The following is a 20,483-nucleotide window of genomic DNA, read 5'->3' as shown; positions in this document are numbered from 1 at the left end:
GAGGTGACGGGAGATGCCCAGCTCGGTGATCATCGTCGCGCTCGCCGCGGCATGGCTCGTCGTTCTCGTGCCCATGGTCGCGCGCAAGCGGCAGCAGGTCGCGAGGACGACCGACTCCGCGATGGCGGCCAGGGTCGTGCGCAGTGGTGGTGGTGGACGCAACGAAGACCGGGAGGAATTCGCCATGTCCGACAGTCCCGAGAAGACCCGGCCGTCGGTCGAGGACGACCTCGCGGAGCTGGAAGCGGACCTCGAACTCGAGGACGACTTCGAGGATCCGGAGCCCGACCCCGAGCCGCTTCCGCAGCCGAAGCGCGAGTCGCGCGCCTCTCGCGCTGAACGCGACCGGCCGGGCTACCGCCCGGGCCGGGGCGGCTTCGACCCCGAAGCGGCCGAGATCGCGGCGCGGGCGAAGTACGGCTTCCGGCAGCGGGTCGTCGTCATCCTGCTCGTGATCGCGGTCGCGACGGCCGCGGTCGCCGGCTTCCTCGTGCCGCTGGTCTGGTGGGGCCACGCGATCGTCGACGTCGTGCTCGTCGGGTACCTCGTGTACCTGCGCCGGCAGGTGCGCATCGAGGAAGAGATCCGGCAGCGTCGGCTCGCTCGCTTCAACAGCACTCGTGCGCCTCGGCGTGCTTCGGTGGAGGAGTCCGCTCCGGTCGAGGAGGAGGACCACGCCGAGGACGTCGAGGTGGTCGAGCCGGTTCGCCGGGAGGTCGTCGAGCGTCGTCCTTCGCCTACGTCGCGGATCCGGCGTAGTGCCGTGGTGGTCGATCTCGATGATGAGGACCCGGCGTTCGAGGAGCTCGATGAGCCTGGGACCGGGCCTTATCGGCGTGCGGTGGGAGAGTGACCCCCCTGCGTGGGGTGCTCGTGGGGCACTGCTAAGCTCTACGAGCACAACCAAGGGGCTGTAGCGCAGTTGGTAGCGCGTCTCGTTCGCATCGAGAAGGTCAGGGGTTCGATTCCCCTCAGCTCCACAATCTGAAAGGCCCGCACCTCACAGGTGCGGGCCTTTTTGTGTGCGACTTCGGAGTCGCACAACCCGCCCGACGTCGTCATGACAGCGTCTTCAGCCAGCTCGTCACCACACCGAAGTACGTCGGGGCGTTGGGGGCGTAGTTGATCGCGTGGCCGTAGCCGTTCAGGATGTACGTCTGCAGGGGGCCGCCGAAGTAGGGGGCTTCCGATGCCCTCAGCGCTTCCGGGGATGTGCAGTCGCTGCCCAGGGTTCCGCAGAAGTGGGGGTCGTTGCCCACCACCAGCAGCACCGGGACCGTGATCTGCTGTGAAGCCGGTGTCACCACCGTCGTCAGCGTCAGGCTGTCCACCGCCTCCGTCGTCGCGAACACGTCCTTTGTGGACTCGTCGTACGCGATGGCCGCCGGGTCGAGGGGGCCTGGGGTGTGGAAGGCCGTGTAGCGGGTGCCGGGGCTCGTCGTCAGGTAGGCCGCGTCGCGGCCCGGGACCGCCGGGTCCAATGGGGCCGGGATCATGTTGGCCAGCACCGGGATCACCGTGATCAGGTTCATCCGGTGGGTCATTCCCGTCACCAGGACGCCGTCCACATCGTGGTAGCGGCCGGCCTCGATCATGGCCATCGCCGAGCCGATCGAGTGGCCGCCGATGATCACCTTCGGGAAGCGGGGGCGCACCGACTGGATCACCTGGTGGGCCGCCGTTGCCTGGACCGTCGCGCTCAGGAGGGCGCTCAGGGGCTTCGAACTCGCTCCCGTGCCTAGGCGGTCCAGAGCCAGGGTCGCGACGCCCGCGTTGTTCATCGCCAGGCGGAACGAACGGGTCTCCGGGGTGTAGCCGATGTCCCAATAGGACGCGTTGTACGTACCGCCCGGGATCAGGACCACCACCGTCGTCGCGCCCGGTGGGGTGCACAGGCGGCCGTGCATCGTCTGGGGGAGGAGGGCCACCGTCACCGGGACGTTCAGGTCCTCGCACGTCGTCGTGGCCGCTCGGGCGGGGGCCGGGAGGAGAGTCATCATCAGGAAAACCGCAGCACAAACACGTAAGCGGAGCACGGGGGGTACGACCTCCAGCTAGTGACGGGGGACAGCCGTCATCGGCAGGCTGTCCGGGTAGGCGGCCGAGGTGAACTTGACGCGCACGGGGTGGTTCGGGAGCGGGACCAGCCGCCAGTGCGCGGCCACCGTGGCCACCGTGATGACGATTTCGTTCTGGGCGAAGCGGTTTCCGATGCACTGGCGATTGCCCGCGCCGAACGGGATGAACGCGCCCTTCGGCAGTTCGGCGGTGCGTTCCGGGGCCCAGCGGCCGGGGTCGAAGCGGGCCGGGTCGGGGAACGACGCCGGGTCGTGGTGCAGGGCGTGGGGGCTGACGATCACCTCGGCGCCTTCCGGGAGCCGGACGTCGCCGAGGTCGACCTCCTCGAGGGTGCGGCGCATCAGCATCCACAGCGGGTACAGGCGCAGCACCTCGTCGACCACCTGGCGGAGGTAGGTCAGCTGCCCGAGGTTCTCGGCGGTCACCGGTCGGCCGCCCAGCACCTCGTCGAGCTCCGCGTGCACCCGCGCCTCCACTTCGGGGTGCCTGCCGAGCTCGTGGAACGTCCAGGCCAGCGCCAGCGCGCTCGTCTCGATGCCCGCGGTGAGCAGCGTGAGCACCTCGTCCCGCGCCTGCTCGTCGGTCATGCCGGCCAGCAGCAACGTCGACAGCAGGTCGCCGTGGTCGGTGCCCTCGGTCCGCCACTCGCGGATCACCGCCAGCACGATCGCCTGCATCCGCGTGATCGCTTCGTCGAACCGGCGGTTCCCGGGAACCGGCAGCTTTTCGACGAACTTCGGCGACAACGCGCGAATCATTCCCTGCTGGATGATCAGGTAAATGGATCTCCGCGCCTCGGCGATCGCCTCTTTTCCCAGTTCCGTGGAGAACAGCGCCTCGCCGACGATCGTCACCGCGACGCGCTGCATGTCCTCGTCGATCTTCCGGACTTCGCCGGCCCGCCAGGAATCGGCGAGATCGGCCGCCGCGCGCCGCATGATCTCCGTGTAGGCGATCAAGCGGTCGCGGTGGAACGCCGGCTGCATCAGCCGTCGCTGGTGCCGGTGGAAGTCACCGTTCGAAAGCACCAAGCCATTTCCGACGAACGGCCGGAACTTGTCGAACATGGCGCCCTTGCGGAACTTCGGACCGGCCGTGACCAGCACTTCGTGTGCCAGCCGCGGGCTCGTGACGAAGTAGGTGGGGGCCGGACCGAGGTAGAGTTTCACGATCTCGCCGCGCTCGTGCAATGAACTGGTGAATGCGAAGCGTTGCCTCAGCAGTGCCGGGGTGTGCCCGAGAAAAGGCCACCGGCCCGGGGCGACCGGGACGGTCATGTGGACTCCTCGTTGCGCCATTGTGTGGATTTCCCAAGGAGACGGCCTACGGTAGGCGCGTCCGGTCGAACGGTACAGTGCCCGATCGGGTGGCGCGGGCTCACGCATATGGCGCAGTGGACGAATCCGCAGAAATCGCTAAGCTCTTTCCGGCCGACAGACTGAGAAGGTGTTCTTCGTGACCCGATCACCGGAATGGGTACCGCCGGGTGTCGATATCTCCGTGCCGAGCATGGCGCGCACGTACGACTTCATGTTGGGCGGCGGGCACCACTTCGCCGTCGATCGCGCGGTGGGCGAGCAGATCGAACGCGCGATGCCCGGCCTGCGGGACGCCGCGCGCGTGAATCGCGCGTTCCTCGGGCGCGCGGTGCGGTTCATGACGGCGCAAGGGATCCGGCAGTTCCTCGACATCGGCTCGGGGATCCCGACCGTGGCGAACGTGCACGAAGTCGCGCAGGCGCAGGACCCGGACTGCCGCGTGGTGTACGTCGACCGCGACCCGGTGGCGGTCGCGCACAGCGAATTGATGCTCGTCGGCAACGATCGTGCAGCGATAGTACACGCAGACATGCGAGATCCGGAGAAAATTTTCGATGCGCCACAGGTGCGTGCTCTGCTCGATTTCGAAAAACCGATCGGGCTGCTGATGCTCTTGATGCTGCACTGGGTTCCCGACGAATCCGGCCCGCTCGAACTCCTCGCGCGCTACGGCGCGGTGCTCGCGCCCGGCAGTTTTCTCGCCATCACCCACGTCACCGGTGATCACCAGGGCGAAAACCTCGGAGAGGCGACGGAGGCGATCAAGGAAAGCCGGAGCCCCGATCAAGTGAACCTGCGGACGCACGCCGAAGTCTCCGAGCTCTTCGCGGGTTTCGAAATCGTCGAACCCGGATTGGTCGGCTGCGGGGAATGGCGGCCGGCCGGGCCGGCGGACATCTCCGCCGCCGCCGAGATGAACATGCTGGTCTACGCCGGAATCGGCCGGAAGAACTGATCGGACGCGTTCCATGCCGATGCTCGACTCCCAGCCGGACCGGCCCGCGGTTCCCGACCCGGACCGCGGGCGGTCCCTGCTCGCCCGGAAATGGGCGTACCTGCTCAGCGGCGTCACCGTCGTTTCGCTGAGCCGCGAAGAACTCGACGCCGAGCTGCGCGGCGTGCTCGGCACGTTGTGCGACTGCCTGCGCGCCACGACCGCGGACACCGCGCCCGCCGAGCGGATCGGCGGGCGGCTGGTCGGCCTCGGCTACGTCGGCGAGCCCGGGCTGCGGTGCACGCTCGACGTCCTCGCGAAGGGCCTGCCCGGCCTGCCTGAACTCCAGGCGGTGGACCGCTTGGCCGAACGGATCGCGCTGACGCTGGGCGCGCTCTCGTGCGGGTTCCTGCTCGCGCACGAGCGCAGCGTCCTCGACCAGCAGGAGATCATGCACCTCTCGCTGCTCAAGGCGGTGCGGGACGCCCAGTGGCACCTCAAGGAAAGCGAAAGGCGCTTCGAAGAGGTGGTGACCTCGTCGGCGAGCGGCATCGCGCTGGTCGCCCTGGACGGCCGGATCGTGCGTGCGAACGCGGCGCTGGCCGAGATGCTCGGGCACCAGCCCGGCGAGCTGACCGGGTCCGTGCTGTACGACGTCGTCCACCCCGAAACCGTCGGCGTCCTGCGCGAGGCGATGGTGGCGCTGCTCGAGAGCGGCAAGGAGCGGGTCCGGCAGTCGCAACGGCTGCTGCGCAAGGACGGCGACGTCGCCCGCATCTCGCTCACCGCGTCCCTGCTGCGCGACGCCGAGGACCGGCCGGGGCACTTCGTCGTCGTGGTCGAGGACGGCACCGAACTGATGCTGCTGCAAGGGGAACTGAGCCGCCAGGCCCTCCACGACGTCCTCACCGGGCTGCCGAACCGGCAGTACTTCGGCACCCACCTGGAGACGGCGCTGCGGCGCGCCGACCCGGTGTACGGCGTGACGCTGTTCCACGTCGACCTCGACGCGTTCGGGATGGTCTGCAACAGCCTCGGCCGCCGGATCGGCGAGCAGCTGCTGATGCACTTCGCGCAGCGGCTGAAGGCGGTGATGGCCGGGGAGAACGCGATGATCGCGCGGTTCCACAGCGACGAGTTCGGCATCCTGGTCGAGAACACGGCGACGACACCGGACATCGGCACGATCGTGCGCGCCATCAACGACGAGCTCGCCGAGCCGTTCTTCGTCGACGGGCACGGGCTCGCGCTGTCGGCCAGCGCGGGCGTGGTGCACCGGCCGTCGAAGGGCATCGACCCGGTGGAGCTGCTGCGCGCGGCGGACCAGACGCTCCGGCGGGCCAAGGCGCGGCGGCGCGGCCAGTGGAAGATGTTCGACCGGGAGGCCGACGCCGAAGACCGGCGGACGCAGAAGCTGGCCGTCGGCATGGCCGGGGCCTGGGAGCACGGCGAGATCAGCGTCCGGTACCGGCCGATGGCGCGGCTGGCCGACGGCGGGGTGGCCGGTGTCGAGGCCCGCCTGCACTGGGACCGGCCGGCGGAACCGGTGCCGGCGCACGAACAGTGCGCGGAGCTCGCCGAGTCGACCGGGCTGGTGCTGCCGCTCGGCGACTGGATGCTGCACGCGGCGGGCCGCCAGGGCGAGTGGTGGCGGCAGCGCGCGGGGTTCGGGCTGCCGATGGTCGCCGGCCTGACCGGGCACCAGGTGTCGGACGACGCGCTCGGCACACGCGTGACGCGGCTGCTGGCCGACACCGGCCTGCCGCCGGAGCAGCTGATGCTCGGCGTGCCGGTGGGCGCGCTGCCGGTGTCGGGGGTGATCGAGAACGTCACCGCGCTCGCCGACCTCGGCGTGCACGTGATGCTCGACGACTTCGGGCTCGGGCCCGACGACCTGCGGGCCGTGCAGGACCTGCCGGTCGACATCGTGCGCGTCGACCGGCGGCTCGCCGAATGGCAGGCGTGGTCGGACTCGACGTTCCTCGGCGCGCTGGTGCCGCTGGTCCGCCAGGTCGGCGCGACGCTCGTCGTCGACGGCATCCACACCGAGGACCAGGCGAGCTGGTGGCACTCGGCCGGCGCCGAGCTGGCGACGGGCGACTACTTCGGGGTCGCCGAACCGGCCGCCGAGCTCGCCGGGCAGTTCGCCGGCACCTGAGCCCGCCACCGGGTGAGGCCGACGGCGAAGAGGACGATCACCATGCCACCGACCACCCGCGGGGTCAGCGGTTCGCCGAGGAAGAGCGTGCCGAGGCCGATCGACACGACCGGGAGCAGGTAGCCGACCGTGGCGGCGGCGGTCGGGCCTTCGTCCGCGATCACGCGGTAGTTGAGGTAGAACGTGATCCCGGTGCCGAAGACGCCGAGGATCGTGACCGCGGCGAGCGCCGTGAGGTTCACCTCCGGCGCGGTCCCGGCGACCGGCAGGGCGAGCGCCGTCAACGCGGTGGCCGTCGTCAGCTGGGCGGCCGAGAGCGCGAGCGGGGCGCCGTTCTGCGGGAGTTTCCGTGCCATGTAAGCGAACGCGATCGCGTAGCTGAGGCCGGCCGCGAGCAGGGCGAGGGCGCCCGTGCTCAGCAGGCCCTCCTGGTCCCACGGCGCGAAGATCACCACGACGCCGGCGAAACCCAGGGCCAGCCCGAGCAGGCGCGCCGGGCCGAGCCGTCGTTCCGTGCCCAGCGCGACGCCGATCAGGAGCGACCACAACGGGGTCGTGGCGTTCATGACCCCGGCGACGCCGGAGTCCACCGTGCGTTCCCCGATGCCGAACAGCGCGAACGGCAGCGCGTTGCAGAAGAAGGCGGCGACGATCAGCCGTCCCCACGTGCCGCGGTCGCGCGGAAGCCGCTGGCGGGCCGCGAAAGCCAGCGCCAGCAGCGTCAGCGCGCCGAGCGCGCAGCGGATCAACGTGAGGTGGACGGGGCTCAACCCGGTCAACGCCAGCTTGATCCAGAGGAACCCCGAGCCCCACAGCAGAGCCAGTACCGCGATGCGCACCCAACCAGTCACGTGCTCCACGGTGCCGAAGCGGAACCGTCAGGACAAGTGAAAAGTCCTGGACGGATCGTTAAGGGATGCTACAGCGTTGGGCGCGGGTGATCCCCGAAATCACATCGGGTGTTCCAGCCACACGTTCGGCTCGACGTACGTCGCCGTGTCGTGGGCGATCGATGCGAACACCGGGGCGATGCCGCCCGGGATGAAGTTCTCGCCCTCCTGGAGTTTCACGCCCGTCCAGGCGCGCCAGTCGGCCAGCGAGCCGGCCAGGGTGACCGCGAACGGGCAGACCTTCACCACGCGCGCGCCGAGGCGTTCGTGGGTGCGCAGCCAGCGGTCGGCGAGCAGGCCGTCGGGACGGCGCCGCGCCGCGTACTCCGGCATCGGGACGCCGGGTTCGGCCTCCTTGCCGATCGGGCGCACCGACACGATCAGCTTGCGCAGCCCCGTTTCCGCGGCCCTCGCCTTCAACGCCTTGAGCATCGGCGCCGACAGGCCGGTGCCGCGCAGGTGCGGGGCGATCACGACTTCCAGCGCGCACAACGCGTTCGGCTCGCGGCCGTCCAGCACGTCCTGGGCGGCCCACTCGATCGCCTGGTCCCAGCCGTGGTCCGGCAGCTCCGTGCGGTCCGGGGCCGGGTAGGCCAAGGGGACCGAAAGGGCGCGGGCCATCGGTGTGCCGTCGTTGTCCAACGCGATCAGGAAGTACCGCGGCCACAGGCGCAGGAACCGCTCGCCGGTGATCATCCGGCCGCTCGCGCCCTGGTAGATGAACTGGCCGCCGACGTCGCCGAGGTTCAGGGCGGCGTCGAGCAGGTCGGGGCGCTCGGCGAGATCGACAACGCGCATGGGCCCAGTGAAACGGAAAGATCACCGCCGGGATAGCGGCATCCGGGCGACGGTCAGCGCAACGCCTTCTGCCGCCGGGTCAACGCCGACGGGTCGAGGTTCGCCTTCGTGCCGGCGTCGTGGCCGTCGAGGTAGCCGCTGCCGGACAGCCGCCGGGGCGCGGCCGAGCGCAGGTCGCCGTACTGGGAGTCGAACGCGTGCTGCACCATCTGCGCGCGGTCGCGGACGACCAGCTCCGCCGACCGCTCGCCGGGGACCGCCGTGCGGACGGCTTCCGATTCGGCGTGGGTGAGCCGCTCGTGGACCGCGCGCGCGAAGCCGTGCAGCCACGTGCGGCGGTAGGCGGCCAGCGACTCGCCGGGGAAGAAGCCGTCCGGCCGGACGCGGGTGAGCTGGGTGCTCGCCTGCAGCAGGAGGCTGGTGAACAGCAGCTCCACGCGGCCGAGGTCGGAGTGGTAGCCGAACACCGTGACGCTCTCGACCTTCTGGCCGTAGCGGTGCAGCAGCGTCCGGCAGCGCAGCGGGTACGCGACCGAGGTGAGCAGGCTCGCCTTGTCCCGGCTGTACGGGTCGTTCATCGGGATCTTGAGCGTGCCGATCTCGTCGGCGGTGGCACCGGACGCGGCGAGCATCGCCTGGTCGATCCCGTACCGCGCGACCAGCTCGGCGGCCTTCCGGTTGTACGCCTCGGCTTCCGCCTCGGTGACCGCCGGGTCCTCGGCCTTCGCCAGCAGCTTGCGGATGCGCTCGAGCTGCGGGTCTGACTCGGTCATGGTGGGAGGGTATTCGATCAGGTGTTCGGGCGCGTGCACCGGGTCACAGCGTGTCGCGGACCGCCCGGGATGGGGAGGCGGCGCAGGGTGGCGTACGGCGGTGACGAGCTCGTCGCGTTCGCCGGGTGCGGACGATCGTGCGTCAGGTCCTGGTCGTCGCCGAAGCCGAGCGGTCGCGCTGGGGCGTGACCGTCCCGGTGGGCTACCGGGTGGTGAGGTGGGCGCCCGGGCTGCGCCGCGGTTCACAAGGGGACCGGGGAGATCGCCGGGTTCACCGAAGTGTGCGTGCGCCCGCGCCGGCCGGACTGGGGCTACCAGCGGGACACCGCGGCGCAGCACCGCGCACGGTCTGGGGCGCTGGGGCAACCGCGAACTCGGCCTCCGCTCGCTGCCGGCCGTGCTCGCCGTTCGGCAGGACCTCGGCGCGCTCCTCAGCCCAGGTAGGCGTCGAGCGTGACGGCCAGCGCCGCCTCCGGGGAGGGTGCGAAACTCGCCCCCGCCAGGCCGCCCCACAGCCACAGCTGGGCGAGGCCGTGCAGTGCCGCCCACAGCGACGCCGCCACCAGCCGCAGGTCGGCGCCCGAGCGCGCGACCGGTGTCGGGACCGCCGCCACCAGCACGGCGAACGTGTCGAACACCGCGCTCGCCGCCGCCGAGAGCGCCGGGTCGTCCGCGTCGACCAGGTCGCGGCGGAACATCAGCTCGAACATCGCCGGGTTGGTCAGCGCGAAGTCGAGGTAGCTGTGGCAGGCCGCGGTGAGCCGCTCGCGCGGGGAGTTCTCCGGCAGCGTCTCCCGGCGGGCGAGCAGGTCGGCGTACCCGCGGGTCGCGACGGCGGACAGCAGCTCGGCGCGGCCGGAGAAGTGCCGCAGCGGCGCGCCGTGCGAAACGCCGGCGGCCTTCGCGATCCCGCGCAGCGTCACCGCGTCGACGCCTTCGCCGGCCAGCAGCTCGGACGCGGTGTCGATCAGGCGTTGCCGGGTGCCCACGCTTCGTCCCTCGTCATGGGGAGCAGGTCCGGGCGCTTCGGCAGGAAGCCGTCGCCCGGCTGGCGGCCGATCAGCCGGTTGCGCGTGCGCGTCACGGCGACCGGCAGCACCTCGCGTAACAGCCAATGCAGGTCGGCACGCCAGTTTCCCGCGGCCGCGGTGCCCGGCAGCGGCGCCAGCCAGCCGGGGTCGTACTCGAGCCCGAGCCGGCCGAGGACGTACGCGGCGAGCCGGCGGTGCCCGAGCTCGGACAGGTGCAGCCGGTCGGCGCCGAAGTAGCGGGAGTCGGTGACGGCCTGGTCCGGCCACAGGTCGATGAGCAGCGCGCCGTAACTGACGGCGGCTTCGCGGATGGCCTCGTTGAGCGCGACGATCCGCGGCCGCATCCGCTGCCCGAGCGGCATCCGGGTGGAGATGTCGCTGAGGGTGAACGTGACGACGGTGGGCGAGATTTCGGTGCACGCGCGGATCGCGGCGTCGACGCGGCGGGCGACCGTGCGCGCGTCCCAGCCCCGGCTCATCACGTCGTTGCCGCCGCCGAAGAGCGCGATCAGGTCCGGCTCGAGCCGCGTCGCGGCCGGGACCTGCTCGGGCACGATCTGGTCGAGCCGCCGTCCGCGCACGGCGAGGTTGGCGTAGCGGAAGTCCGGCTCGCCCGCCGCCAGCCGGGCGGCGACGAAGTCGGCCCAGCCGCGGTAGTGGTCCTGCCCGGGGTACGGGTCGTCGAGACCTTCGGCGCAGCTGTCGCCGAGGACGACGAAACGGTGGTGGCTCATCCCGATCTCCGTAACCCGTGGTTCACCTTGTGGACACTGTCTATCAAACTTCTGTAGACGGTGTCTACTTCGGGTCCGGACGCGCCCGCAACACCGGCGCGGGTAGCGTGTCAGCGAGACGTGGTCCAGGGCCGGAGCTTCTCCGGGTTGCGCATCGCCCAGATGCGCGTGATCCGGCCGTCGGCGACGTCGAACGCGTACACGGCCGCGAGGTCGTCGCCGCGCTGGAGGAGCAGGCCCGGGAGGCCGTTGACCGCGCGCTCCACGAGCGTCAGGCCGCCCGCGGCGAGCGCCGCCACGTACCGCGCGACCGGCTCGCCGCCTTCGATCGGGGTCAGCGCGGCGCGGACCACGCCGCCGCCGTCCGCCGTCAAGGTCGCGGCCGGGTCGAGGAGGGCGACCAAGGCGTCGATGTCGCCCGCTTCCCACGCCTGCTTGAAGTCCCTGATCACCTCGGCGTGCCCGGTGGCGGTGGTCGCGGGGCGAGCCCCGCGGACGCGGCGGCGGGCCGACGAGGCCAGTTCGCGGCACGCCGCCGGTGTGCGGCCGGTGATCGCCGCGACCTCGGTGAACGCGTACCCGAAGACGTCGTGGAGGACGAGCGCGACCCGCTGGGCCGGGGTCATCGCTTCGAGCGTCACGAGGAAGGCCATGGTGACCGACTCGTCGAGGGTGATCCGGTCGGCGACCGAGTCGGCCTGGTCCGGCACGGGCTCGGGCAGCCACTCGCCCACGTACCGTTCGCGCCGGGCACGCGCGGAACCCAGCACGTCCAGGCAGATCCGGCCGGCGACCGTCGTCAGCCACGCGCCGGGCGAGGAGATCGCGTCGCGCCGGGCCGGCGAGAGCGCGTACCAGCGGACGTAGGTCTCCTGCACCGCGTCCTCGGCTTCGGCCAGGGAGCCGAGCAGCCGGTAGGCGAGGTTGAGCAGGTGACGGCGTTCGCCGTCGACGGGTGTCGTCATGTCCCCTCCGACGACGCAGCTCCTTCGAACGTCAGCCTGACATCCCGCCGCCCTGCTTCGTCGTACCCCTCGAAGCCGAACCGAACAGGGGAAAACGATGATCGAGATCGGAATCGTGCTGGGCAGCACCCGGCCCGGCCGCGTGGGGGACCAGGTGGCCCGGTGGGTCCACGAGCGGGCGAGCCGGCGCACCGACGCCCGGTTCACGCTGATCGACCTGCGCGACCACCCGCTGCCCCACCTCGAGCAGCCGCCCGGATTCTCGGGGCAGTACTCCGACGAACGCACCCGGGCCTGGGCCGCGACCGTCGCCGCGTGCGACGGGTTCGTGCTGGTCACGCCGGAGTACAACCACTCCGTTCCCGGCGTGCTCAAGAACGCCATGGACGTCGTGCACCCCGAGTGGAACACCAAGGCCGCCGGGTTCGTCTCCTACGGCGGCGTCGGCGGGGCCCGGTCGGTCGAGCAGCTGCGGCTGGTCTGCGGGGCCCTGCAGCTGGCGGACGTGGCCCCGCAGGTCACGCTGCCGCTGGCGACCGAGTTCGCGGACCGCGCCACCTTCGCGCCGGGCGAGCACCAGCTCACCGCGCTGGACACGGTGCTCGACCACGTCGTCGCCTGGAGCACCGCGCTCGCCCCGCTGCGGCGCGGGGACGCCGAGGCCGCGATCCGTGGCCGCATCGACGCGATGATCGACGGCCTCCGGAGCAAGGACCTCGAAGCGCTGCGGCGGAGCTACGCCGCGGACGTCGTGTCGTTCGACGTCGAGCCGCCGCTGCAGCACGTGGGCGTCGACGCGAAGCTGAAGAACTGGGCGAAGGTGTTCACGATCTTCGAGGAGGTGGACTACGAACTGCGCGACCTGACCGTCGCGGTGAGCGGAGACCTCGCCGTCGGGCACGGCTTCGGCCGGGTCAGCGGGACGCTGAAGAACGGCGTCACCACCGCGGGCATGTGGGTCCGGGCCACGTTCGTCTTCCGGGACACCGGCGACGGCTGGGTGATCGGCCACGACCAGGCGTCCGTGCCGTTCGACATGGCGACCGGGCGCGGCCTGACCGACCTGGAACCCTGACGGCTCAAGCGAGCCGGGCGCGGTGGGCCGTCACGGCGGCCCGCCGCGGATCGGCCGCGGGGAGCGTCTTGAGCAGCGCGTCGAGCACCGCGAAGTCGTCGACGCCGCAGGCGGTTTCCCAGAACGACCACAGCACGCTCGCGTCGCCGCTGTTGAGCGCCACCTGACGCACCTGCGCAGTAAGGGATTCGCGCTCCTCGCGGATCGCCGGCGCTTCCGAGTCCGGCAGCAGCGGACCGCGGAAGGCACGCAGGACGTCGGCGGGCGAGCCGGTGCGCAACGCCGTGCGGGCGCGGGTGAAGTCGGCGTCGACGTCCGCCGCCAGCCGGTACGGGCGCGTCTGCACCACCGACGCGCCCAGCTGGGAGCGCAGCCGGTGGATCTCCGCGCGGACCGTGACCGGGTTGCCCGACTCGCCGTAGAGCTGCAGCGCCAGCCGTTCCGCCGAGAGGCCGTTCGGGTGCAGGCTCAACAGGGTCAGGATTTCCGCGTGCCGCAACGTCAGTGGCACCTCGCGACCGTCCACAGTGGTTGAGAACGCGCCGTCCGCGAGGTACTCCAGCGACAGCCGGGACCGCGGCCCGCCACCGGTGGACGGCGACGACAGCCGCAGCAGGTAGCCCTCGGCCAAGGGTTCCACCGTCGCGATGCGACCGTCGGGCAGGGTCACCGTGCCGCCGCCGCGCCGCACGTCCACAGTGGACGGCAGCAGGCACGCCTGCGCGGCGAGCACCCGGCCGCCGGCCGAAAGCAGTGCGCCGGGGCGGCCGCGCAACGCGTCCAGGTGCGGCATGTTGACCCGCCGCAGCTGCTCGTCACGGATCGCGAGCTGGGCGCGCAGCTGGCCTTCCGCGAGCTGCGCCGTCGCCGTGACCAGCGAAAGCATGGCCGGGTGCACCGTGCGCAACGGCCCGCTGACGTCGATCGAGCCGAGCAGCACGCCGGTTTCGGGGTCGCGCACCGGCGCCGCCGCGCACGTCCACGCGTGGTAGCGGCGGACCAGGTGCTCGGCGGAGTAGATCTGCACCGGGTCGCCGGTCGCCAGCGCGGTGCCCATCGCGTTCGTGCCGATCGCGGCTTCGCTCCACCGCGTGCCCTCGGTGAGGCCGACGCGGTCACCGCGCAGCAGCTGGCCCGCCGCGCCCTCGCGCCACAGGATCAGGCCGTCGGCGTCGGTCACGATCATCACGTGCTCGGCGTCGTCGGCGATGCTCACCAGCATCTGCCGCAGCACCGGCAGCACCGGCGCCAGCGGGTGGGCTTCCCGCAGGGCCGCGAGGTCGCCGGTGTCGTAGACGAACGGCGCTTCGCCCTCGTCCGGGTCGACGCGGGCGGCGAGCGAGCGGTTCCAGGAGTCGGAGACGACCGACCGCGGCGGCCGGGGCCCGGGAACGCCCTGGAGCACCGCCTCGCGGACGTGCTCCAGTAGCCGCGCGTAGGACTCGGGGTCGCGCAGCAGCTCCGGTTCGGGCGCCTCTGCCACGTCCTCCAGCGTAGAGAGCCAGCTCACAGGGGTGCAACGCGCGTGCAACGTTGCCGCACCTACCTTCGGCGGCCACCAGGTCACCCGTCACTCCGAGCAACGAGGCAGGGAAGATGGTCCAGTACGCCGCACCGAACACCGAAGGCAGCGTCGTCAGCTACGAATCGCGCTACGACCACTACATCGGCGGCGAGTACGTCCCGCCCGCGAGCGGCCAGTACTTCGAGAACCCGACGCCCGTCACCGGCAAGGTGTTCTGCGAGATCGCCCGCGGTAACGCCGAGGACGTCGAGAAGGCGCTCGACGCCGCCCACGGCGCCGCACCGGCGTGGGGCCGGACCTCGCCGGAGGAACGCGCGAACGTCCTGCTCAGGATCGCCGACCGGATGGAGCGCAACCTCGAGGCGATCGCCGTCGCCGAGGCGTGGGAGAACGGCAAGGCGGTCCGCGAGACCCTCGCCGCCGACATCCCGCTGGCCATCGACCACTTCCGCTACTTCGCCGGCGCGCTGCGCGCCCAGGAGGGCGGCATCTCGCAGGTCGACGAGAACACCGTCGCCTACCACTTCCACGAGCCCCTGGGCGTGGTCGCGCAGATCATCCCGTGGAACTTCCCGATCCTGATGGCGGTCTGGAAGCTCGCCCCGGCGCTGGCCGCGGGCAACGCGATCGTGCTCAAGCCGGCCGAGCAGACCCCGGCGTCGATCCACCTGCTGTTCTCGATCATCGGCGACCTGATCCCGCCGGGCGTGGTCAACATCGTCAACGGCTTCGGCGTCGAGGCGGGCAAGCCGCTGGCCTCCAGCAACCGCGTGCGCAAGGTCGCCTTCACCGGCGAGACCACCACCGGACGGCTGATCCTGCAGTACGCCAGCGAAAACATCATCCCGGTGACCGTCGAGCTCGGCGGCAAGAGCCCGAACATCTTCTTCGACGACGTCGCTTCGCGGAACGACGACTTCTACAACAAGGCGCAGGAGGGCTTCGCGCTCTTCGCGCTGAACCAGGGCGAGGTCTGCACCTGCCCGTCGCGGGCGCTGATCCAGTCGGGCATCTACGACCGGTTCCTCGGGGACGGCGTCGAGCGCGTCCGCAAGATCAAGCAGGGCCACCCGCTCGACACCGAGACGATGATCGGCGCGCAGGCGTCCAACGACCAGCTCGAGAAGATCCTGTCCTACATCGACATCGGCAAGCAGGAGGGTGCCGAGATCCTCACCGGCGGCACCCGCAGCGACCTCGGCGGCGAGCTCTCCGGCGGCTTCTACGTCGAGCCGACCGTGTTCGCCGGCGACAACAAGATGCGGATCTTCCAGGAGGAGATCTTCGGCCCGGTCGTGTCCGTGGCGAAGTTCGACGACTACGCCGACGCCATCAAGATCGCCAACGACACGCTGTACGGCCTCGGCGCCGGTGTCTGGTCGCGCGACGGCAACACCGCCTACCGCGCCGGCCGCGACATCCAGGCGGGCCGCGTCTGGGTGAACAACTACCACGCCTACCCGGCGCACGCGGCCTTCGGCGGCTACAAGGCGTCCGGCATCGGCCGCGAGAACCACAAGATGATGCTCGACCACTACCAGCAGACGAAGAACATGCTCGTCTCCTACTCCGACCAGGCGCTCGGGTTCTTCTGATGACCGAGCGCGTCGACCTGACACCGGCTGCCGCGGACCTCCTGCGGCAGCTGGTGTCACGCCACGGGCCGGTGATGTTCCACCAGTCCGGCGGGTGCTGCGACGGCAGCGCCCCGATGTGCTACCCGGCGGGTGAGTTCAAGACCGGGCAGTCCGACGTCAACCTCGGTGCACTGGAAGTGGAAGGCATCGAGGACGTGCCGGTCTGGATGTCCGGGCCGCAGTTCGAGTACTGGAAGCACACGCACCTGACGATCGACGTCGTGCCCGGGCGCGGGAGCGGGTTTTCCTTGGAGGCGCCCGAAGGCGTGCGCTTCCTGATCCGCTCCCGGCTGCTCACCGACGAGGAGTCCGCGGCGCTGAACTGAAGGCGTCGAACAACGCCGTGGCGAGCACCAGCCCTTCCCGGGCGACCGGGGCGAGCAGGTGCTCGTCCGGCGCGTGCTGCAGGCAGCCCGGGTAGGAGTGCGGCAGCCACAGCGTGGCCAGCCCGAGCACGTCGGTGAAGACGTGGTTGGGCAGGCCGCCGCCGAAGTTGGGCAGGAGCGCGACGGGCTTCTCCGCGACCGCGTCCAAAGTGGACTTGGCCCAGCCGACCCACGGGTCGTCCACCGGCGTGCGGCTGGCCAGGAAGCTCGCGTCGGCTCGGACGTCGAGCATCGGAAAGCCGTGCGCGGCGAAGTGTTTCCGGATGGCGGGTGCGACGCCGTCGACGTCGGTGCCCGCGACGTACCGCAGCTGCAGCACCGCGCGGGCGCGGCCGGGGATGGCGTTGACCGGGCGGTCGGCGTTCCCGGCGTCGAGCGCCAGCACCTCCAGGGTGTTCCAGCCGTAGAGCCGCTCGGCGGGCGTGAGCCGTTGATCGCCCCAGCCCTCGTCCGGTGCGTCGACGACCACGTCGGCCAGTGCGGCGCGCACGGTGTCCGGCAGTTCCGGCGGCAGCAGTCCGGGCACCCGGATGCGGCCGTGGCCGTCGACGAGGGTCGCGATCGCGGCGGCGAGCGTCGTCGCCGGGTTGCGCAGGATCCCGCCCCAGTTGCCGGAGTGGCGGGCGTCCGGGCGCAGGTCGGCGTCGAGGGTGAGCCGGATGCCGCCGCGGGCGCCGAGGAACAGCGTCGGTGTGGCCGCGTCGAGGCGCGGGCCGTCGGAGGCGATCAGGACGTCGGCGCTCAGCAGGTCCTTCTCCTGGGCCGCGAACTCCGTGAGGCCGGGCGAGCCGATCTCTTCGCCGGTCTCGAAGAGGAACTTCAGGTTGAAGCCGAGCTTCCCGCGTTCGGCCAGCACCAGCCGCAACGCCGTGAGGGTGATCAGGTGCTGGCCCTTGTTGTCCGCGGTGCCGCGGCCGTACCAGCGGTCGCCGTCCGCGGTGAGCGTCCACGGGTCGAGCCCGTCGCGCCACTGCCCGGCTTCCCCGACGACGTCGGCGTGGCCATAGCACAGCAGCGTCGGCAGGTCTTCTCCTTCCGTGCGGACCCCGACGAGGAACGGGCCGCCCGCCGGGTCCGGGTTGGCGTGCTGGGTGACGTCGCAGCCGAGGCCGGTCAGCGCCGGGGTCAGGACCTCGTCGAGGTACGCCTGGACGGCGGCGCGGCCCTCGGGGGCGTCGCTCACCGTGGGGTAGGCGACCAGCCGGGCCAGTTCGGTGAAGAGCGCACCGGAGTCGACGTGGGCGCGGGCCTTGCCGGGCAGATCCATGCCCGCCAGCCTAAAGGGGGTAAACTATACGAACGGTCGTGCTATCTTCGGGGGCATGAACGTCGACGGCGTGTATGTGGGGGAACCGAGCGTCCTGGGCCACCGGCGGGAGCAGCCGGTGCTGAGCGGGATCACGAAGGCGCGGGTCGCGGCGCCGGAGCTGACCTTGACCGAGCTGAACCTCGACGGTGACCGGCAGGCCGACCTCACCGTGCACGGTGGCCCCGACAAAGCCGTCTACGTCTACCCGGCCGAGCACTACGCGGCCTGGCGAGAAGACGGCTTCGAGGTCGAGACGGCCGACTTCGGCGAGAACATTTCGTTGTCCGGGATCACCGAGGACGACGTGCGGATCGGGGACGTCTGGGCCTGGGGCGACGCGCTCGTGCAGGTCTCGCAGCCGCGGTCGCCGTGCTACAAGCTCGCCATGAAGACCGGCCGCAAGGACATCACGCCGGCGATGATCGACTCCGGGCGCAGCGGCTGGTACCTGCGCGTGCTGCGGCCGGGCACGGTGCCGACGTCGGGGGCGGTCGAGCTGGTCGAGCGCGCGGCCGGGCCGACGATCGCCGAGGTCTACGTCATCTCCTTCGCGAACTACGGGCAGCTGCCGCCGGAGCGCGTCGAGGCGGCGCTGGACTTCGCCGACCGCGTGCTGGCGACGCCCGAGCTGGCCGTGTCGTGGAGCGCGGGCATCCAGTCCACTGTGGACCGCTGGCGGGCGCGGCGTGCCGGTTGACGGCCGGATCGCCCGCGGCGACGCGACCCGCCGCCTGGTGCTGCGCCGGGCGGTGGACGTCGCGTCGGTCGACGGCCTCGATGGGCTATCCCTCGGCCGGCTCGCCACCGAACTGGAGCTGAGCAAGAGCGGCGTGTTCGCGCTGTTCGGCTCCAAGGAGGAGCTGCAGCTGGCGACGATCGAGGCGGCGCTGGAGATCTTTCGTTCGTACGTGGTCACGCCGTCGCTCTCGGCCGAGCCCGGCTTGCCGCGGTTGCGGGCGATCTGCGAAAACTGGCTGGAGTACTCGGAAAAGCGCGTGTTCCCGGGCGGGTGCTTCTTCTTCAACGTCGGCGCGGAGTTCGACGCGCGGCCCGGCCGGGTCCACGACGCGGTGGCCGCGGCGAGCGGCTCGTTCGCCGCGTTCATCCGCGAGTCAGCTCGCGAAGCAGTCGCCCTCGGTCACTTGGACGCGGACGCGGAAGTCCTGGCGTTCGAGCTGCACGCACTGGGCCGCGCGGCCAACGCCGACGCGGTGCTGAACGGTGGAACGCAGGCGTACGAGCTGGCCAGGCGAGCGATCCGCGCCCGCCTGGCCGGCGCGTAACTACTTCCAGTCGACCTGCGGGGAGCGGTAGAAGTTGATGCCCTGGGCGACCCAGCGCGGGGACTGCTTCGCCAGCCGCGCGCGGTAGGCGTCCCAGTCGTGCGTCGACTTCGGGGACCAGCCGATCTCCGCGATGCCCGGCAGGCGCGGGAACGCCATGTACTCGATGTCGGCGCTGGTGCGGAGCGTCTCGGTCCACAGCGGCGCCTCGACACCCGCGATCTGGTGCTCGCCGACGCCGGTCACCAGCGACGCCGGGTCCCAGTTGTACCCATCGCGAACCTCGATCAGCGCGGCCCAGTCCTGGCCGAGCGGTGTCGAAGCGTCGTACTTCATGTCCAGGTACGCGTAGTTCGCCGGCGACATCAGGATCTTGCTGCCGCGCGCCGCGGCCGCCGCGACGCTCGGGTTGTCGCCGCCGAAGTCCCAGTACTGCGGGACGGCCGACGCGGGCGGGTCCGACTTCGCGATCTCGTGCCAGCCGGTGACCTTCTTGCCGTACTCGGCGACGATCGGCTGCACCTTCTTCTCGAACGCGATGTAGTCCGCGGGCGGAGTGGAGTGCGCCTCGTCGCCGCCGATGTGCAGGTACGGCCCGGGGGTGATGGCCGCCAGCTCGCGGACGACGTCTTCGACGAACTTGTACGTGATCGGCGAGGAGATGCACAGCGAGCTGTAGCCGACCTCGGTGTCCGTGCGCACCGGCACGGCCTTGCCGTCGCAGTTCAGCTCGGCGTACGTCGACTGCGCCGCGTTGGTGTGGCCCGGCATGTCGATCTCCGGGATCACCGTGATGTGCCGCGAAGCCGCGTACGCGACGATGTCCTGGTACTGCGCCTGCGTGTAGTAGCCGCCCGGGTCGCCGTCGACGGCCGTCTTGCCGCCGACCGTCGCCAGCTTCGGCCAGCTCTTGATCTCGATGCGCCAGCCCTGGTCGTCCGCGAGGTGCAGGTGCAGGGTGTTGACCTTGTACTGGGCGATCTGGTCGACGTACCGCTTGACCTGGTCCGGTTTGAAGAAGTGCCGGGCGACGTCGAGCATCGCGCCGCGCTCGGCGAAGCGCGGGTAGTCGAGGATCGTGCCGCCGGCGACGGTCCACGTCCGGTGCTGCACGCGTTTCGCGTCGATCGCCGAGGGCAGCAGCTGCCGCAGCGACTGGACGCCGTCGAAGAGCCCGTCGGCGGTGTTCGCCTTCAGGGTGACGCCGTCGCGCGCGACCTTCAGTTCGTAACCCTCGGTGCCGATCCGCGCGTCGCGGCCCAGCTTCAGCGAGATCGCGGGCAGGCCCACGCTGTGCGGTACGACCGGCAGCGGGTAGCCGGTGGCCGGGCGGAGCAGGCCGCGCAGGTAGTCCGCGACCTGGCCGGCGCCGCGGTCGGCCGTGATCACGGTGAACGGCGTGAGCCGGAAGTCGCCGCGCGGGTCGGCCTTCGCGGACACAGGCGCCGGGACGACGTCGGTCACGCTGCGTTCCGGTGCGGCGGGGGAAGCCGCCGCCGCGGAGGCGGGCAGGCCGGCCGCCGTGAGACTCACGATCGCCGCGGTCAAGACGGCTCTGGACAAGCGCATCAGTGCACCTCCGGTCGG

19 protein-coding genes and 1 tRNA gene are annotated in these 20,483 nt (G+C 71.1%); 9 read left to right on the top strand and 11 right to left on the bottom strand.

Annotated elements, in window-relative coordinates; translation table 11 throughout:
- Nucleotides 1-13: 13 nt before the first annotated feature.
- Both glpR and AB0B33_RS28395 read left to right on the top strand, forming a co-directional pair.
- Nucleotides 14-853 (top strand): gephyrin-like molybdotransferase receptor GlpR, encoded by an 840-nt coding sequence (gene glpR, locus AB0B33_RS28400; RefSeq protein ID WP_360777229.1) that lies wholly within the window; start codon nucleotides 14-16, stop codon nucleotides 851-853.
- 54 nt (nucleotides 854-907) lie between these two features.
- Nucleotides 908-980, top strand: a tRNA-Ala gene (locus tag AB0B33_RS28395).
- 78 nt (nucleotides 981-1,058) lie between these two features.
- Here the strand turns inward: AB0B33_RS28395 and AB0B33_RS28390 are convergent.
- Both AB0B33_RS28390 and AB0B33_RS28385 read right to left on the bottom strand, forming a co-directional pair.
- Nucleotides 1,059-2,000 carry an alpha/beta hydrolase gene (locus AB0B33_RS28390; RefSeq protein WP_360777227.1) on the bottom strand — a complete coding sequence of 314 codons (942 nt, stop codon included), beginning with the start codon at nucleotides 1,998-2,000 and terminating at the stop codon, nucleotides 1,059-1,061.
- 54 nt (nucleotides 2,001-2,054) lie between these two features.
- Entirely contained in the window at nucleotides 2,055-3,356 is a 1,302-nt protein-coding gene (locus AB0B33_RS28385) for a cytochrome P450 (protein ID WP_360777225.1), read from the bottom strand.
- Nucleotides 3,357-3,588: 232 nt separating this feature from the next.
- Here AB0B33_RS28385 and AB0B33_RS28380 point away from each other — a divergent pair, with 232 nt between their 5' ends.
- Together AB0B33_RS28380 and AB0B33_RS28375 are read left to right on the top strand one after the other, a co-directional pair.
- The gene (locus AB0B33_RS28380; protein WP_360777361.1) at nucleotides 3,589-4,353 is read left to right on the top strand and encodes an SAM-dependent methyltransferase; all 765 of its coding nucleotides are present in this window, start codon (nucleotides 3,589-3,591) and stop codon (nucleotides 4,351-4,353) included.
- A 13-nt stretch (nucleotides 4,354-4,366) separates the two neighbouring features.
- Entirely contained in the window at nucleotides 4,367-6,490 is a 2,124-nt protein-coding gene (locus AB0B33_RS28375) for an EAL domain-containing protein (RefSeq protein WP_360777223.1), read from the top strand.
- Here AB0B33_RS28375 and AB0B33_RS28370 read toward each other — a convergent pair.
- The 6 genes from AB0B33_RS28370 to sigJ all read right to left on the bottom strand — a co-directional run bounded on the left by AB0B33_RS28370 (nucleotide 6,433) and on the right by sigJ (nucleotide 11,681).
- Nucleotides 6,433-7,341, bottom strand: a complete 909-nt coding sequence (locus AB0B33_RS28370) for a DMT family transporter (RefSeq protein ID WP_360777221.1) — start codon at nucleotides 7,339-7,341, stop codon at nucleotides 6,433-6,435. The genes AB0B33_RS28375 and AB0B33_RS28370 overlap by 58 nt on opposite strands.
- Before the next feature lie 99 nt (nucleotides 7,342-7,440).
- The gene (locus AB0B33_RS28365) at nucleotides 7,441-8,178 is read right to left on the bottom strand and encodes a Long-chain-fatty-acid--CoA ligase (RefSeq protein WP_360777219.1); all 738 of its coding nucleotides are present in this window, start codon (nucleotides 8,176-8,178) and stop codon (nucleotides 7,441-7,443) included.
- Between the two features lie 53 nt (nucleotides 8,179-8,231).
- Complete coding sequence (locus AB0B33_RS28360) at nucleotides 8,232-8,951, bottom strand: DUF2786 domain-containing protein (protein ID WP_247018234.1); 720 nt, start codon at nucleotides 8,949-8,951, stop codon at nucleotides 8,232-8,234.
- A 431-nt stretch (nucleotides 8,952-9,382) separates the two neighbouring features.
- A complete protein-coding gene (locus AB0B33_RS28355; RefSeq protein WP_360777217.1) occupies nucleotides 9,383-9,940 on the bottom strand; it encodes a TetR/AcrR family transcriptional regulator in 558 nt (185 codons plus the stop codon).
- Nucleotides 9,919-10,716 (bottom strand): SGNH/GDSL hydrolase family protein, encoded by a 798-nt coding sequence (locus AB0B33_RS28350; RefSeq protein ID WP_360777215.1) that lies wholly within the window; start codon nucleotides 10,714-10,716, stop codon nucleotides 9,919-9,921. The genes AB0B33_RS28355 and AB0B33_RS28350 overlap by 22 nt, the downstream gene beginning before the upstream one ends.
- Nucleotides 10,717-10,826: 110 nt before the next feature.
- Entirely contained in the window at nucleotides 10,827-11,681 is an 855-nt protein-coding gene (gene sigJ / locus AB0B33_RS28345) for an RNA polymerase sigma factor SigJ (RefSeq protein WP_360777213.1), read from the bottom strand.
- Nucleotides 11,682-11,778: 97 nt separating this feature from the next.
- Here sigJ and AB0B33_RS28340 point away from each other — a divergent pair, with 97 nt between their 5' ends.
- Nucleotides 11,779-12,756 carry an NAD(P)H-dependent oxidoreductase gene (locus AB0B33_RS28340; RefSeq protein ID WP_360777211.1) on the top strand — a complete coding sequence of 326 codons (978 nt, stop codon included), beginning with the start codon at nucleotides 11,779-11,781 and terminating at the stop codon, nucleotides 12,754-12,756.
- A 4-nt stretch (nucleotides 12,757-12,760) separates the two neighbouring features.
- Here the strand turns inward: AB0B33_RS28340 and AB0B33_RS28335 are convergent, their stop codons facing one another.
- A complete protein-coding gene (locus tag AB0B33_RS28335; RefSeq protein ID WP_360777209.1) occupies nucleotides 12,761-14,239 on the bottom strand; it encodes a GAF domain-containing protein in 1,479 nt (492 codons plus the stop codon).
- 113 nt (nucleotides 14,240-14,352) lie between these two features.
- Between AB0B33_RS28335 and AB0B33_RS28330 the strand changes: the two genes are divergently transcribed.
- Nucleotides 14,353-15,876, top strand: a complete 1,524-nt coding sequence (locus tag AB0B33_RS28330) for an aldehyde dehydrogenase family protein (protein ID WP_360777207.1) — start codon at nucleotides 14,353-14,355, stop codon at nucleotides 15,874-15,876.
- A complete protein-coding gene (locus AB0B33_RS28325) occupies nucleotides 15,876-16,244 on the top strand; it encodes a DUF779 domain-containing protein (RefSeq protein ID WP_360777205.1) in 369 nt (122 codons plus the stop codon). The genes AB0B33_RS28330 and AB0B33_RS28325 overlap by 1 nt, the downstream gene beginning before the upstream one ends.
- Here the strand turns inward: AB0B33_RS28325 and AB0B33_RS28320 are convergent.
- The gene (locus AB0B33_RS28320) at nucleotides 16,213-17,571 is read right to left on the bottom strand and encodes a M20 family metallopeptidase (RefSeq protein WP_360777203.1); all 1,359 of its coding nucleotides are present in this window, start codon (nucleotides 17,569-17,571) and stop codon (nucleotides 16,213-16,215) included. The two genes, AB0B33_RS28325 and AB0B33_RS28320, sit on opposite strands and share 32 nt — an antisense overlap.
- A 55-nt stretch (nucleotides 17,572-17,626) precedes the next feature.
- Here AB0B33_RS28320 and AB0B33_RS28315 point away from each other — a divergent pair, with 55 nt between their 5' ends.
- Together AB0B33_RS28315 and AB0B33_RS28310 are read left to right on the top strand one after the other, a co-directional pair.
- Complete coding sequence (locus AB0B33_RS28315) at nucleotides 17,627-18,310, top strand: MOSC domain-containing protein (RefSeq protein WP_360777201.1); 684 nt, start codon at nucleotides 17,627-17,629, stop codon at nucleotides 18,308-18,310.
- The gene (locus AB0B33_RS28310) at nucleotides 18,300-18,896 is read left to right on the top strand and encodes a TetR/AcrR family transcriptional regulator (protein WP_360777199.1); all 597 of its coding nucleotides are present in this window, start codon (nucleotides 18,300-18,302) and stop codon (nucleotides 18,894-18,896) included. The genes AB0B33_RS28315 and AB0B33_RS28310 overlap by 11 nt, the downstream gene beginning before the upstream one ends.
- On the opposite strand, the gene AB0B33_RS28305 is transcribed toward AB0B33_RS28310, so the two are convergent.
- Nucleotides 18,897-20,465, bottom strand: a complete 1,569-nt coding sequence (locus AB0B33_RS28305; protein WP_360777197.1) for a beta-N-acetylhexosaminidase — start codon at nucleotides 20,463-20,465, stop codon at nucleotides 18,897-18,899. It abuts the gene before it with no gap.
- Nucleotides 20,466-20,483 lie beyond the last annotated feature (18 nt).

The organism is Amycolatopsis sp. NPDC049159 (genome assembly GCF_040648295.1).
Taxonomy (GTDB): Bacteria; Actinomycetota; Actinomycetes; order Mycobacteriales; family Pseudonocardiaceae; genus Amycolatopsis; species Amycolatopsis pretoriensis_A.
This window is presented reverse-complemented; position numbering and strand designations above follow the sequence as displayed.